This window comes from Tenacibaculum pelagium (assembly GCF_014062345.1).
Classification (GTDB): domain Bacteria; phylum Bacteroidota; class Bacteroidia; order Flavobacteriales; family Flavobacteriaceae; genus Polaribacter; species Polaribacter pelagius.
Genome location: NZ_JACGLS010000003.1, coordinates 221,998 through 236,849, shown reverse-complemented (window position 1 = coordinate 236,849; position 14,852 = coordinate 221,998). Strand labels below are relative to the sequence as shown.

Genomic DNA, 14,852 nt, shown 5'->3' with positions numbered 1-14,852 from the left:
TTATGAGTGATAAGAAAAAAAATACACCAAAATTTAAACTAAATTCATTTTGGTTATACATTCCAATATTTGTTGTTTTACTAGGTTTAAGCTTTTTGAATTCAGGAGACTTAGGTTCTCGTCAGATATCTAAAAATGAATTCACAAAGATTTTAGAGGCTAACGACATTAAAAAAATTGTTGTTGAAAACAATAATGTAGCACAAATCTTTTTAAAGAAAGAAGCTGAGGAAAAAGAAAATCACAAGAAATTAACTGAATCTCCTTTTTACCGAAAAGGATCTCCTTTATACACGTACAACTTTGGAAATCAAGAAAATTTCGAAAAAGAAATTTCAACTGAAAAATCTGAGCATAATTTAGACTTTGATGTCTCTAATGTTGAAAGAACTAGTATGATTGATGGAATCATTAGTTTCCTTCCTTTTATTTTACTAATTGGTATTTGGTTATTCTTTATGAGAAGAATGTCTGGAGGTGCTGGCGGAGGTGCTGGCGGAGGCCAAATATTTAACATTGGTAAATCGAAAGCCAAACTTTTTGATGAAGATTCTAAAGTTAGAACTACGTTTAAAAATGTTGCTGGTTTAGAAGGTGCAAAAGAAGAGGTTCAAGAAATTGTAGATTTCTTAAAAACACCAGAAAAATACACAAAACTAGGTGGTAAAATACCTAAAGGAGCTTTATTAGTAGGCCCTCCAGGTACCGGTAAAACGTTACTTGCAAAAGCAGTAGCTGGTGAAGCTGGTGTTCCTTTCTTTTCTTTATCAGGTTCTGATTTTGTTGAGATGTTTGTAGGTGTTGGTGCTTCTCGTGTAAGAGATTTATTTAAACAAGCGCAACAAAAATCACCATCAATTATTTTTATTGATGAGATTGATGCCATTGGTAGAGCTAGAGGAAAAAATAGTATGACAGGTGGTAATGATGAACGTGAAAATACATTAAACCAACTTTTAACTGAAATGGATGGTTTTGGTACCGATACAAATGTAATTGTATTAGCTGCAACAAACCGTGCTGATGTTTTAGACAAAGCTTTAATGCGTGCTGGTCGTTTTGACCGTCAAATTTATGTTGACTTACCAGATTTACACGAGCGTAGAGAAATTTTTGAAGTACATATTAAGCCTTTGAAATTAGCAGATAATGCTAATTTAGAATTCTTAGCACAGCAAACTCCAGGTTTTTCTGGTGCAGATATAGCTAACCTTTGTAATGAAGCTGCTTTAATAGCTGCTCGTAATGGTAAAGAAGCTATTGAGCATCAAGATTTCTTAGATGCAGTTGATAGAATCGTTGGTGGATTGGAAAAGAAAAATAAAGTAATTACTCCTAAAGAGAAGAAAGTAATTGCTTATCACGAAGCAGGTCATGCAACAGTTAGCTGGATGTTAGAACACGCTGCTCCGTTAGTAAAAGTAACTATTGTTCCTAGAGGTCAATCTTTAGGTGCTGCATGGTATTTACCAGAAGAAAGAAAAATTGTTCAAACTGAACAAATGTTAGATGAAATGTGTGCTACTATGGGAGGTAGAGCTGCAGAAAAACTAATGTTCAACAAAATATCAACAGGAGCATTAAGTGATTTAGAAAAAGTTACTAAACAAGCTCGTGCCATGGTTACCGTTTATGGTTTAAACGAAAAAGTAGGAAATATTACCTATTACGATTCAACTGGAAACGATTCTTTTGTAAAGCCTTATAGCGACGGTACTGCTAAAACTATTGATGAAGAAATTTCAAAAATTATAGAAGGTCAATATCAAAGAGCTATTGAAATACTAGATCAACATAAAGATAAACTAAACGAACTAGCCGAGTTATTATTAGAGAGAGAAGTTATCTTTAAAGACGATTTAATAAAAGTTTTTGGAGAGAGACCTTTTGATAAAAAAGAAGAAAAAACTGATACAGTAACTGAAGATTAGTTTTTAATTAATGAATTTTTTTAAGAAGTTATTTAAATCACAAATAGAATCATCTAGAAACAAAGAAATTAACAAACAAGAAGTTAATTTATCTCTAGATGATTCTTTTGTGCATAATTTTATTAATAAAGGCGGTAAGTTTTTATACTGTACTTCTATAAAAGAAGTAAAAAATAACCTTAAACATATTTTACAAGAAAATAACTGGAAAAAGATTACATGTTCAGATTATGATCTAGTAAAGCTTACTGATAAAATAGATGTTAATTTACAAGAACATTTTTCTGAATCAATACCTTTTTTTACATCTTGTGAACACTTGATTTCTAATAAGGGAGAATTATTATTTTCATCTAATCAATTAGGAAGCAACAAACTATCTTCTCTTCCTAAACATTTTATTGTGTACGCTACTACTAGTCAATTAGTAAAAAATATGGGAGAAGGTTTAACAGGTATTAAAACACACTTTAGCGGTAACATCCCTACAAATATTAGTTCTATAACTAATTATAAAATTGAAGCTGATGAGGATAATTTTTTAAGTTATGGTAACACTAACTCAAAAAACTTATATTTGCTGCTCTTTGAAGATTTATAAACCATGCGCAACCTTATAACAAGAAGTATTTCAGGACTTGTTTATGCTATTATCTTTATTTCTGCAATTCTTTTCTCTGCCGAAACTTATTTAGGATTATTAGCTGTTTTTACTGCTATTTGTATTTTTGAATTTTCGAAAATAATTCAATTTAAGAGCTATGTACCTTATGTTATTTTAGCTTTTATTGTGTACTGTTTAATTACTGAAAAAGCACTTTTTACATATCCATTCTTACTAGGTATTTCATTATTTTTTTTAATAAAATTCCTATATCAACTTATCACTAACAAAACCATTAGTACTGAGAATGTTAATCAAAAAACACTGCTTAATTTCACCTATTTAATTCTTCCTTTTTTCTTTCTAATGAGTTTACCTTTTATAAATGGTGAATATCATTCAAATATTATCATTGCTATAATTTTGATTATTTGGACAAATGATAGTTTTGCTTATTTAGTTGGTAAAAATTTTGGTAAACATAAACTTTTCGAAAAAGTATCTCCTAAAAAAACCATTGAAGGTTTTGTAGGAGGACTTGTTTTTGCAATTATCGCAGGGTTAATTATTAGTAAATCTGTTACTATTTTCTCAACCACTAACTGGATTTTTATTGCGATTATCGTTTCGGTTTTTGGAACTCTAGGAGATTTAGTAGAATCAAAATTTAAAAGGCAAGCTAATATTAAAGACAGCGGAAACATTATGCCCGGTCATGGTGGTTTATTAGATCGACTAGATAGCTTGTTTTTCCTTGCTCCCTTCGTATATTTGTATATCCATTATATAATATAATTATACATTTACTTAATCTATCTTTTTATGGTAAATGATTTAGATTCAAAATTTAATGAAGCTTATCAAAAGGCTTCCAAGCTAAAGGAAAAACTTCCTCCAGACATTATGCTTAAATTATACGCATATTATAAACAAGCAGTTAAAGGAGATAAGTTTAGCTTTAATGCGAATAGCGATTTAAGAAACGCCTTTAAGTTTAATGCTTGGATGCAATTAAATGGTATGGATGAAAATCAAGCAAAAGAAGAATACATCAACTTAGTCAATACAATTATAAAATAAACCTCATGAAAAAAGTAATTTACTCATTACTAGTATGCTTTACAGTTAACGCTATGGTTTCTTGTAAATCAGAAGCAAAAAAAGAAACACCAATAAAAGAAGAAGTTAAGGTTGAAAATAAAGCAGCTTTTTCTCTTACTGAAGCTGATAATCAAATAAATTGGACAGCTTATAAAACAACTGAGAAAGCTCCTGTAAAAGGTCAATTTAAAAAAGTTAATATTACAGCAGGTGGTGAAGGCGACACTGCTAAAGAAGCGATTAATAATGCAGAATTCTCAATTCCAATTAGTAGTATTTTCACAAAAGATACGAGTAGAGATTTTAAAATTAAAAAGTTCTTCTTTGGAATAATGGACAAGACTGAATTACTATCTGGAAAACTTGTTATAGAAAATGATTCATTAGGTTACGCTAATTTAACCATGAACGGAATAACAAATAAACTTCCTTTTAAATATACTATTAATGGTAAGGTCTTTAATTTTTCTGGAGAAATGAAAATTTCTGATTGGGGAGCAGACAAAGCTTTAGCATCATTAAATGAAGCTTGTAAAGATTTACATAAAGGAGCTGATGGCGTTTCTAAAACTTGGGATGATGTAGCTATTAATATTACTTCTACTTTTAAGTAAAAATATACTTCGTAAGAAAATTAAAAAGCCTTAGATATATCTAAGGCTTTTGTTTTTATTGAAATATTAAATTAGATAACTTAACATTACTTTAAAATTTTAGACACTAAATCTTCTTTAGCTTTTTCATCATCACCAAACAACCAACGTAAGGTATTATCTTCCCAAATTTCATCATATTGTGTTTGATTGATAATATCTCTATCAATTGCTAAATCTAATAATTTACCTGGGTAAGAAGACTGCGCATCGCTTTCCATTTCTCCTAATGGGTATGGATCGTCTAACCCCATGATTACTTGATTTGACCCTTGACGATCAATCATTAGCTTTAAAGAATCAGTATCATGTACTAAGGTATCAAAGTAAATATTTGGGTGTCCTACAGCTTTTCTTGGATGTGTTTTTCCTTCAAATAAATCAGGACGACCATCAAAACCTTGAATACGTCTTCCTAAATTCATTTGCGCTAACTGACCTCCGTGTGCGAAGCAAGTTCTGATATTTGGAAAACGCTCTTGCATTCCGTTTAAGGTATAAAAATGATAAGCATCACCACACTGAGCTAACATCCAAATTAAATGAAAACGCCAATTGGTATTTTCTAGTTTTATCATTTTATCCCCGTCATATGGATGGATTTCAATAGCTAATTTATACTTGTTCGCTAACTCAAAAATTGGATCGTTTTCTTTATCAAATACACAACGCCATTGCCCAATAGAATCCATAAAATGAGTTGGCAAGCACAATACTTTTAGCCCTAATTCTTCTACGCAACGTTCTATCTCATACAAAGCCCCATATATAAATCCTGGATGTACTACAAATCCACATGTAAATTTTGATGGATGATCGTGCTGTACTTTTGCGTTAAAATCATTTTGAAAGCGCAACGCTTTCTTCATCTCTTCTAACCGTAATCCGTTACCATATAGTTGAGAAAGGTTTAAAACTACTGCATGATCGAGTTTATTTTTCTCCATCCAAAGTAATTTCTCATCCAAGAAAAAACTTGAATCTGTTACAGGCCGTTTCCATCCTTTTTGTAACATATGTTTACGTTCATCATCTACCCAGAAAATTTCCTTTTCTTTCATAAAAGCAGGTATTTGCTCTGGATATGGTAATAAATGTGAATGTCCGTTTATTCTAAGTTTGCGTTTCATTATATCTTTTCTTCTAAACTAATTTCTAAATCAAAATTTTCTTTCTTTTTCCAACCATCATAATTATCGCATAAATGCATATGACAATTATCATTCTCCTTTAAATGAGTTTTTATCTTTTCAAAAAAATTACACATTTTTAACAACTCTTCTTTTGAACCAAATATCATAACTGAATTAGCTTGTTCTGCTATTCCTTCTTCATCAGAATAGGTTTTTGAATAATAAAGCTTCATTTATTTAACTTTATTAGGCGCTTCCATTACCGTTCCACAATTGTCGCAAGTACACTTCTTTTTATCTGAGTAATATTTATCGAAAATAATTGGCATATCGGTTTCTATATTATCCAAAGCAAACTCTTCTCTATATAAAGGGGTACTACAATTTTCACAATACCACTCTAAAGCATCCAACATTTTTTCTGCCCTTGGATACTCGATTACCAAACCAACAGTATTTTCTTTTCGTTGTGGCGAATGTGGCACTTTAGCTGGTAATAAATAGATATCTCCTTCATTTATTTCAACATCAACCATTTTTCCTTTATCATCAATAATTTTTAAAACCATATCACCTTCTACTTGATAAAAGAATTCTGGTGTTTCATTATAATGATAATCTTTACGATTATTGGGTCCGCCAACAACCATTACAATATACTCACCATTATCCCAAACTTGCTTATTACCAACAGGTGGTTTTAATAAATGACGATGTTCATCTATCCACTTTTTAAAATTTAAAGGTTGTACTAGCTTACTCATAGTTGTTTGTTTTAATTTTATAAATCTACAATGATTTTGTTCTTCCTCCGTCAACTGGAACATTAATTCCGTTGATAAAACTTGCTCTTTCGCTAGCTAAAAACACCACTGCATTCGCAATCTCTTCAGGTTTTGCAAAACGTTTTGCTGGTGAAGCGTTCATCATATTTTTTGAAACTTCTTCAACAGATAATCCTGTTTTCTTTGCTTTATTATTAATTATCTCATTTAAACGTTCTGTACCTGTTGCTCCAGGCAGTACATTATTTACTGTGATATTAAACTGGCCTAACTCGTTCGCTAATGTTTTAGACCAATTAGCAACAGCACCACGAATGGTATTAGAAACTCCCAAACCATCTAAGGGTTGTTTTACTGATGTAGAAATTACATTGATAATTCTACCATAACCAGCTTCTTTCATAAAAGGAACCAATGCTTGTACCAAAACGTGATTACATTTTAAATGTTGCGTAAATGCTCTTTCGAACTCGTCTAATTGTGCATTAAATACGGGACCTCCAGCCGGACCTCCTGTATTATTTACCAGGATATGAAAATTCAAGTTACTCGCTTCTAATTTTTCTTTTAACTCTAGTGGTTTTGAAAAATCAGCAACTATATAACTATGATTTTGATTATTATTTGGTAACTCTGTTAAAACCTTTTTCAGTTTTTCTTCGTTACGAGCAATCAATGTTACATTTACTCCTTCCAGTGCTAATTGCATTGCCGAAGCCTTTCCTATTCCTTGTGTGCTTCCGCAAACTAAGGCATTTTTATTTTGTATATCTAAATTCATTTTTAGTAGTTATTCTGAATCATCGTTTTAATCTTCATTGCTTTTTCAAAATGATCTAATTGATGTGTTTCAATCCACCATTTTGCAACTTCCATTAATAATTTTGGATTGTCGTTTTTATTCTTAAAAAAAGCATAGAACGACAATCCTACATTCTCACCTTTTTTAGCAATTTTATCATCGCAAATCTGGACGATTTTTTGCCTTATTTCTTTATTCATATTGAATACAAACATTTTTAGGTTCTGTAAAAAAGCGTAAAGCTTCAAAACCTCCTTCGCGTCCTACTCCACTTTCTTTTTGCCCACCAAAAGGAGTTCTTAAATCTCTCAACAACCATGTATTAACCCAAACAATACCTGCGTGAATTTCTTTCGATATTCGCATCGTTCTATTTAAATTGTTTGTCCATAAGGTTGCTGATAAACCATACTTTACATTGTTTGCTAATTGCAATGCTTTCTCATCATTTTTAAATGGCATAATCGTAACTACTGGCCCAAAAATTTCTTCTTGATTTAATTTACAATCATTACTTGTAACTTCTATAATTGTTGGTTGTAAATAATAACCTTTTTCACTTCCATTCACCTCAACTCTATCGCCTCCAAAAAGAATTTTTCCGCCTTCTTGCTCTGCAATATCAATGTAGGATTTAACTTTTTCTAAATGTTGTTTGGACACTAATGCTCCAACATTTGCATCGGCCTCTGATGGATTTCCAACTTTTAACTGAGATACTTTCTGAACAAAGTCTTTTTTAAATTGCTCGTAAATTGACTCTTCTACAAAAATTCTACTTCCGCATAAACAAATCTGACCTTGATTAGCAAATGAAGAACGAACCGTGGTATCTAACATCTTCTCATAATCGCAATCTGCAAAAATTAAGTTCGGATTTTTCCCTCCTAACTCTAACGATAATTTCTTAAACATAGGTGCAGCAACTCTAGCAATATGAGCACCTGTTGTTGTTCCGCCAGTAAACGAAATCGCTTTAATATTTGGATGCTCAACGATTGCTTGACCTGTTGAACCTCCTAATCCATGAACAATGTTTAACACTCCTTTTGGTAAACCAGCTTCATTACATATTTCTCCTAATAAATAAGCTGTCATTGGTGTGACTTCACTTGGTTTTGCTACAACACAATTACCTGCTGCTATTGCTGGAGCGATTTTCCATGTAAATAAGTACAATGGTAAATTCCATGGAGAGATACAACCTACGACTCCAATTGGTTGACGCAAAGTAAAATTAACGGCATTCAACCCTACACTTTCATGAGCCTCAGAAGAGAATTGCGTAATCGCGTTTGCGAAAAACTGAAAATTAGACGACGCTCTTGGTATATCAATCGCTGTTGCCAAACTTAATGGCTTACCGTTGTCTTTAGATTCGGCTTCTGCTAAAAAAGATAATTTGTTTTTTATGCCATCAGCTATTTTAGACAATATTTTGTGGCGTTCATCTAAAGTTGTATTGCTCCAAATTGGAAATGCTTTTGAAGCTGCTTGATACGCTAATTCAACATCCTCTTTTGATGAATTTGGAATTTGCCCATACACTTCACCAATTGATGGATTGTAATTATCAATCCAATTATTAGAAATTGGATTTACAAATTCGCCGTTTATGTAGTTTTGAATTTTCATATTTTATAAAGGTGAACAAACTGAAATTAAAAGAACTTTTTCTTTTAAAAGTTCCTCTCGTAATTGTTTAAAATAACTATAATAATTTTCATAATTATCTTCTTTCAAACCACCTAAATTTTTGATTTTATCTTTTATTAATTTCTCTATTGTTATTTTTCTATTCATCATAGAGTCAACACTTTCTAAACTTATTATTACATAAGAACAATTTTCAAAAAAACTAATTTCCCCTTCTTCTATAACAAATTTATAATTTACCTTACTACAATTAATTATTTCAAATTCTTTATTAGTTAGTTTAATCAACCTAGAATTTGGTAAAAAAATTAAAGTCTCTAATAATTCAATGTGATTTAAATCTTTTAATTCAAAGCTTAAATCAGAATCCTTTAAAGCAAAATCATAGTTCGAGTTTAAATTAACTGTAACTATCTCTTTAAAAATATTAATATCTCTATTATGAATTGTCTTTTTTAAATACTCATAAAAACTTCTATCTACATCAAATTTATCATAACTATAATGATAAAAATAACCTTTTACTTCTTTTCCTTTTACTTCTGCCTTTATATAAAAGCGATAAGCATAACCAGCATCAGCAAAAGTTTTAACTGATAAAAAAAATATAACTAAAAACAATAATTTCTTCATCTAACTCTTTTTAAATGCCACAACCTTAATTTCTATCAACAAATGTGGATGTGGTAACTGATGTACTGCTACTGTTGTACGCGTTGGTCCTTTATAATCAAAATATTCTGCATATACTTCGTTATATCCTCCAAAATCGTTCATATTAACTAAGAAAGAACTTACATCAACGATATCTTCTAAATCAGCTCCTACCTCTTGTAAAATCCCTCTAATATTTTCAATTACAGCTCTTGTTTGCTTCTTTATATCCAAGTTCGTTGTACCAAACTCATCTACCTCAACTCCTTCAAAAGAATTATCGGGTCTACGAGAACTGGTTCCTGACACATAGATAAAATCTCCTACTTGCTTTACATGTGGAAACTTACCTCTTGGTATTGCTTTTCCTTTAATTACTTTACTATCCATATTTTTATGCCTCTGTTACCATTTCAAGTAACTTAATTGTTGTTTTATAATTACGAGTAGTAGCTATTACATTTAACTTTTTCTCGATAGTATTATTTGTTAGTTTCGTTTTAGCAAAAGTTGACGGGCAATACAAATACACCACATCGTTATCTATTTTATATTGATCTTCGTTTATTCCTTTGATTTCAATTTCTGTTTGATCGATAATTTTACTTAAAAAAGAAAACGCTACTATTTTTTCATTTTCAACTGAAAAAGGATAATTATCTATTGCTTTTCTCCATTCTTTTGGAGTTCTTATCAATACAGGAACATCATATTCGAACTTTACTAAAATCTCATCTCTTATCTTTTTACAGATTACAGATTTACTTTCTTCTGAACTAAGTAGAATATTTCCACTTTGAATATACGTTCTTACATTTTGAAAACCTAAATCATTTAATAATTCACGTAATTCTGCCATAGGAAGTTTATTTTTTCCTGACACATTTATTCCACGAAGTAAAACGATATATGTTTTCATTTATAACCCAGCTATTTTATCTTCTTCTAAAATTTCGTTCGTTTCTTTTTGCACTCTTTTTAGTACCTCTTTTAAATCGGAAACATCCCTTAAATCATTATCTGCAACCATATTTAACAAAGCTTTGTCTTGTGCTCGTCCTTTAGTCATTGCTTCATGGTAACCAATGTTTTCATTAAATGTTACCATTGAGTATTTAGAGAAATATTCATTCGGAAAATTCTTCTCTAACTCCATTTCTAATTTTCTCTTTTCTTTAAACAAAGGATTTGCTACATGATCTCGCATTTCATAATAATTCTCAACCGCTAAATCTCCAATAGCATCTGCATCCTTCTTTCTTACTTTTTGATACCCTTTAAAAGTAGCATCCCAGCTTCCTAAATTTTGATTTAAAATTTCATCTAAAACCGTTACATCTTCAAACGAAGCATTCATTCCTTGTCCGTAAAACGGAACAACCGCATGTGCTGCGTCTCCCATTAACAGAGTATTACCCTTGTAATACCAAGGGGAACATTTTACTGTTCCTAAAGCTCCTGTTGGATTATTAGCAAACTCTTCTGCTATATTTGGAATTAACTTTAACGCATCAGGAAACTGAGCCTGGAAGAAATCTTTTATTTTTTCTTCAGAATCTAATCCTTCAAAGTGATACGCTCCTTCTTCATGTCCTAAAAATAAAGTTACTGTAAAACTACCATCTAAGTTTGGTAACGCAATTAGCATATAATCACCACGAGGCCAAATATGTAAATGATCTTTACTTATTTGATGCTTTCCATTTATATCAGCTGGAATTTCTAGTTCTTTATACCCATGTGTTAAATAATTTTGCGAATAACTAAACAAGAACTTTTTTTCTAAATAATAACTCTTGCGAAGTATTGAACCTGCCCCGTCTGTTCCAAAAATAACATCGACATTTACAGAAAATTCTTCTTTTGTTTCGTAACTCTTAAAATTAGCAATAGTATTTTCTATATCTACGGATGTACATTTTGAATTAAAATGAATCGTTACATTTTCGTGTTTCTCTGCTTCAGTTAACAAAATACCATTTAAATCTCCTCTTGATATTGAATTAATATACTCATTTTCTCTTCCTGAATAATTGGATGCAAAAGTATTTCCTTCAATATCGTGAATTAAACGCCCATACATTGGAATACAAATTTCACGTGCTTTCTCTTCTACTCCCGCTAATCGTAATGCTTTGAAACCACGATCAGACAAAGCTAAATTGATAGATCTACCAGCAGAAATATCTGTAGTTCGTAAATCTGGACGACTTTCGTAAACTTCAACTTTATAACCTCTTTGTGCTAAACGTAAAGCTAGTAAGCTACCGCATAAACCGGCTCCAATAATTAATATATTATCTTGTTTTTTCATTTTTTATTGACAATGTATCTTCTGTTTTATTCAACAACTCTCTTTTCAATACTTTATTCTCCTGCCTTAATTCAAAATTTTGCTTATCATTGGTTACATTACCTATTACAATCCCTAACCCAAACAACCCCGTCAAACTTAAAGACATAATCCAGTTAGGTATCTTAGAAAACCAATTTTCAGTTACCTCTTTTTTTAATCCTATATTCTTGATTGTACTAATACAATCATAAAGGAACTTCTCTATTGTTGGCTTATATATTTCTGGTTCACTTGCAATTCCTGGTTTCCAATTAAAATCTTTAAGAAATTGCAATTGCTCAGAATCCTCTCCAAAAAACTCTTTTAAATATGTTCTTGTTTCAATTGTCCACCTATGATTAAGATTCTCTTTTTTTCCTAATTTTTTAATCTGGTTTTCTAAAATAGAAATTGCTTTATTCTTTCTCATATTATTTTCTACAACAATCCTTTTAAAATCTCAACCATTCTAAATACATCTTCAAAACTGTTATACATCGGCACTGGTGCGCAACGAATTACATCTGGCTCTCTCCAATCGGTAATAATATTATTCTCAGTTAATTTGTGATGTAAACTTTTATCAGCATTTTTTACTTGAATTGATAATTGACAACCTCTTTCTTTTGGATTAGATGGTGTAATAATCTTAATTCTGTCAGTATCTATTTCATTGATTAAAAACTCAAAATACCCTGTTAACTTCTCTGATTTTCCTCGTAAAGCTTCCATACCAACTTTATCAAACATATCTAACGACGCTTTAATTGCTGCCATTGATAATATTGGTGGATTTGACAATTGCCAACCTTCGCCACCAGCCATAACATCAAAAGGTTGACGCATATTAAAACGTGTTTCTTTATTATGATTCCACCAACCTGAAAAACGTGGTAATTCTTTATTATGTGCGTGTTTTTCATGCACAAATAAGCCTCCTAAACTTCCTGGACCAGAATTCAAATACTTATAAGTACACCAAGCTGCGAAATCCACTCCGCTATCATGCAATTCTGGAGAAATATTTCCTGCTCCGTGCGCTAAATCGATTCCAACCATGCAATCTTTTGAATGTCCTATTTCTGCAATACGCTTTAAATCTAAATACTGACCAGTGTAATAATTTACACCTCCAATTAATAATAAAGCGATTTCATCGCCTTGTTCAGAAACTATTTGCTCTAAATCTTCAATATTTAAAAGCTCTTCTCCTTCGCGAGGCTTCCATTCGATTAAACCTTCATCTGCGTCAAATCCGTGAAATTTTAACTGTGATTGAACCGCATATCTATCCGAAGGAAAGGCATCAGATTCTATTACAATTTTATATTTCTTTTTTGTGGGTTGATAAAATGATACCATTAACAAATGAAGATTCGTTGTTAGTGTGTTCATCACCACAACTTCTAGTGGTTTTGCTCCCACGATTTTCGCCATTTTCTCTGTCAAAAACTCGTGATATGGCATCCAAGGATTTTTAGCTTCAAAATGACCTTCTACACCGTAGTTTGCCCAATCGTCTAATTCTTGTTGAATATACTTTTGAGTTTGCTTTGGCTGTAACCCTAAAGAATTTCCTGTAAAATATAACCAATCGTTTCCTTCTTTATCCTTAGGTATATGGAATTGCTCTCTTAAATAAGATAACTTATCTTCTTTATCTTGCTGTTGTGCGTAATCTAATGTTGCTTTGTGCATGTCTCTTTTGTTTCAAAAAACCATTTCTTGAGAACACTAAAGATACTTGATTTATTATCAAATTAAAAACTTTAGCGTTTCACTAAATGAAACGTTGTTTTATAAATCTACACTTTTTTAATATCTTAGCCAAAACGAATTGTAAAAAATGAGCTCTGACAATAAAACTTTAAACCAATCAATTATAAAAGCTTTCACAGTACTTGATGCTTTTACAAATGATAAAAAAGAATGGGGAGTTAGAGAGTTAGCTAATAAAACCGGCTATAACAAAAGCACAACCTATCGTTTGCTAAATACTTTAACTTCGTTAAACATTGTTCATCAAAATAGTAATGAAAAGTATAGTTTAGGCAGCAAACTATTTGAATTAGGAAACAGAGTTTCCATCTATAAAACCATAGCAAAATCGACTAACAACCCGATAAAGAATGTTGCTTTAGAAATTAAGGAAACCGTGTTACTTAGTATCTTAAAAGAACATCAAGTTTTTCATATTAATAAAGCAGATAGCTTACATGGTTTAAAGATTAATACTTCTATTGGTTCTTATCAACCTATACACGCTACCGCTTCAGGTAAATTACTTCTTGCTTTTTCTGATCAAACCACCCAAGAAGACATTCTAAAAAACATTCAACTTACCAAAGTTACTCAACATACTATTACAAACGTAAAAGCATTCAAAAAAGAATTAGCTACAACTGTAAATAGAGACTATGCTTTAGATATTGAAGAATTTGAACTTGGCTTAGTTAGCATTGCAATTCCTATTAGAAATAGACAACAGAATATTATTGCTAGCATTAGCGCTTCGGGTCCTTTAAGTAGGTTTAGAACTGAAAACATTCCTAACTATATTTCCATTTTAAAAAAGGGAGCTACTCTTATTGAAGAAGAATTTAAAGATTTTGATAGTTTGTAAAAAAAAAGAACCTCATTAAATGAGATCCTTTTTTTATAGTTTATAACGTATTTGTATATGATTTTTTGTGGGAAAAGTACTCTAGTCCTTTTCCGTTGCTGCGGAAGATAATTAATAAGATTGATTTTCCGCCGAGGAAATTCAGTCTAATTAATTATACACGTTGTTAACAGTTGTTCTTATTTTATATAATCATTTTTTTTATTTATCGGATCTTCTTTCAAAACTTCAACATAATTGATGGTTTTAATTTTGTAAAACAATATCCCTTTTTCATTTGTACCCTCCGTAACATCTTTTATGATGCTATCCTTATCTATAAATCGAGCATTTGAAATCATAATCAACTTTTCAGATTTCGTATTATCTCTTAAAAAACTTAAGTGCTTTTGAGATATTTCTCCATATACAGCATCGTTATTGGAATCCTCTTTTGATCCCATTTCAAGATAAATCCATGATTTAACTTCTATAGGTTTTTCCTGTTTTTCACTTTTGCATGAAAGTAAAATACTTAAAACAATAAGACAAAGATTTTTTTTCATTACATATTTTTTCAAATTACTGCCTACTTT

The 14,852-nt window shown here is 31.0% G+C and carries 19 protein-coding genes; 6 read left to right on the top strand and 13 right to left on the bottom strand.

Annotated features, from left to right (window positions below):
• Positions 1-2: 2 nt before the first annotated feature.
• Genes ftsH through H3Z83_RS08160 form a run of 5 tightly spaced genes read left to right on the top strand, consistent with a single transcriptional unit; the run spans position 3 to position 4,250 of the window.
• Positions 3-1,931, top strand: a complete 1,929-nt coding sequence (gene ftsH, locus H3Z83_RS08180; RefSeq protein WP_182124992.1) for an ATP-dependent zinc metalloprotease FtsH — start codon at positions 3-5, stop codon at positions 1,929-1,931.
• 10 nt (positions 1,932-1,941) lie between these two features.
• Positions 1,942-2,532, top strand: a complete 591-nt coding sequence (locus H3Z83_RS08175) for an LUD domain-containing protein (RefSeq protein WP_182124991.1) — start codon at positions 1,942-1,944, stop codon at positions 2,530-2,532.
• A 3-nt stretch (positions 2,533-2,535) separates the two neighbouring features.
• A complete protein-coding gene (locus tag H3Z83_RS08170; RefSeq protein WP_182124990.1) occupies positions 2,536-3,330 on the top strand; it encodes a phosphatidate cytidylyltransferase in 795 nt (264 codons plus the stop codon).
• Positions 3,331-3,357: 27 nt separating this feature from the next.
• Positions 3,358-3,615, top strand: coding sequence for an acyl-CoA-binding protein (locus H3Z83_RS08165; RefSeq protein ID WP_182124989.1), 258 nt, complete (start codon positions 3,358-3,360; stop codon positions 3,613-3,615).
• A gap of 5 nt (positions 3,616-3,620) precedes the next feature.
• Positions 3,621-4,250, top strand: a complete 630-nt coding sequence (locus tag H3Z83_RS08160) for a YceI family protein (RefSeq protein ID WP_182124988.1) — start codon at positions 3,621-3,623, stop codon at positions 4,248-4,250.
• Between the two features lie 86 nt (positions 4,251-4,336).
• On the opposite strand, the gene H3Z83_RS08155 is transcribed toward H3Z83_RS08160, so the two are convergent.
• Genes H3Z83_RS08155 through kynU form a run of 12 tightly spaced genes read right to left on the bottom strand, consistent with a single transcriptional unit; the run spans position 4,337 to position 13,352 of the window.
• The gene (locus H3Z83_RS08155) at positions 4,337-5,419 is read right to left on the bottom strand and encodes an amidohydrolase family protein (protein WP_182124987.1); all 1,083 of its coding nucleotides are present in this window, start codon (positions 5,417-5,419) and stop codon (positions 4,337-4,339) included.
• On the bottom strand, positions 5,419-5,655 hold the full coding sequence (locus tag H3Z83_RS08150) for a hypothetical protein (protein WP_182124986.1): 237 nt from the start codon (positions 5,653-5,655) through the stop codon (positions 5,419-5,421). Before H3Z83_RS08150 ends, H3Z83_RS08155 begins: the two co-directional genes overlap by 1 nt.
• On the bottom strand, positions 5,656-6,186 hold the full coding sequence (locus H3Z83_RS08145; protein WP_182124985.1) for a 3-hydroxyanthranilate 3,4-dioxygenase: 531 nt from the start codon (positions 6,184-6,186) through the stop codon (positions 5,656-5,658).
• A gap of 25 nt (positions 6,187-6,211) precedes the next feature.
• On the bottom strand, positions 6,212-6,988 hold the full coding sequence (locus tag H3Z83_RS08140; RefSeq protein WP_182124984.1) for an SDR family oxidoreductase: 777 nt from the start codon (positions 6,986-6,988) through the stop codon (positions 6,212-6,214).
• A gap of 2 nt (positions 6,989-6,990) precedes the next feature.
• Positions 6,991-7,209: a DUF6500 family protein gene (locus H3Z83_RS08135; RefSeq protein WP_182124983.1), complete on the bottom strand. Its 219-nt coding sequence runs from the start codon at positions 7,207-7,209 to the stop codon at positions 6,991-6,993.
• Positions 7,202-8,644, bottom strand: a complete 1,443-nt coding sequence (locus H3Z83_RS08130) for an aldehyde dehydrogenase (protein WP_182124982.1) — start codon at positions 8,642-8,644, stop codon at positions 7,202-7,204. The genes H3Z83_RS08135 and H3Z83_RS08130 overlap by 8 nt, the downstream gene beginning before the upstream one ends.
• A gap of 3 nt (positions 8,645-8,647) precedes the next feature.
• Positions 8,648-9,298, bottom strand: coding sequence for a hypothetical protein (locus tag H3Z83_RS08125; RefSeq protein ID WP_182124981.1), 651 nt, complete (start codon positions 9,296-9,298; stop codon positions 8,648-8,650).
• The gene (locus H3Z83_RS08120) at positions 9,299-9,709 is read right to left on the bottom strand and encodes a RidA family protein (protein ID WP_182124980.1); all 411 of its coding nucleotides are present in this window, start codon (positions 9,707-9,709) and stop codon (positions 9,299-9,301) included.
• Positions 9,710-9,713: 4 nt separating this feature from the next.
• Positions 9,714-10,238, bottom strand: coding sequence for a DUF1697 domain-containing protein (locus H3Z83_RS08115; RefSeq protein WP_182124979.1), 525 nt, complete (start codon positions 10,236-10,238; stop codon positions 9,714-9,716).
• Complete coding sequence (locus tag H3Z83_RS08110) at positions 10,239-11,633, bottom strand: FAD-dependent oxidoreductase (protein WP_182124978.1); 1,395 nt, start codon at positions 11,631-11,633, stop codon at positions 10,239-10,241. It lies immediately after the preceding gene.
• Entirely contained in the window at positions 11,617-12,084 is a 468-nt protein-coding gene (locus H3Z83_RS08105; protein ID WP_182124977.1) for a hypothetical protein, read from the bottom strand. Before H3Z83_RS08105 ends, H3Z83_RS08110 begins: the two co-directional genes overlap by 17 nt.
• An 8-nt stretch (positions 12,085-12,092) precedes the next feature.
• Positions 12,093-13,352, bottom strand: coding sequence for a kynureninase (gene kynU, locus H3Z83_RS08100; RefSeq protein ID WP_182124976.1), 1,260 nt, complete (start codon positions 13,350-13,352; stop codon positions 12,093-12,095).
• A gap of 148 nt (positions 13,353-13,500) precedes the next feature.
• On the opposite strand from kynU, the gene H3Z83_RS08095 reads away from it, so the two are divergent.
• The gene (locus tag H3Z83_RS08095) at positions 13,501-14,277 is read left to right on the top strand and encodes an IclR family transcriptional regulator (protein ID WP_182124975.1); all 777 of its coding nucleotides are present in this window, start codon (positions 13,501-13,503) and stop codon (positions 14,275-14,277) included.
• A 179-nt stretch (positions 14,278-14,456) separates the two neighbouring features.
• Here H3Z83_RS08095 and H3Z83_RS08090 read toward each other — a convergent pair whose 3' ends face one another.
• Complete coding sequence (locus tag H3Z83_RS08090) at positions 14,457-14,822, bottom strand: hypothetical protein (RefSeq protein WP_182124974.1); 366 nt, start codon at positions 14,820-14,822, stop codon at positions 14,457-14,459.
• Positions 14,823-14,852 lie beyond the last annotated feature (30 nt).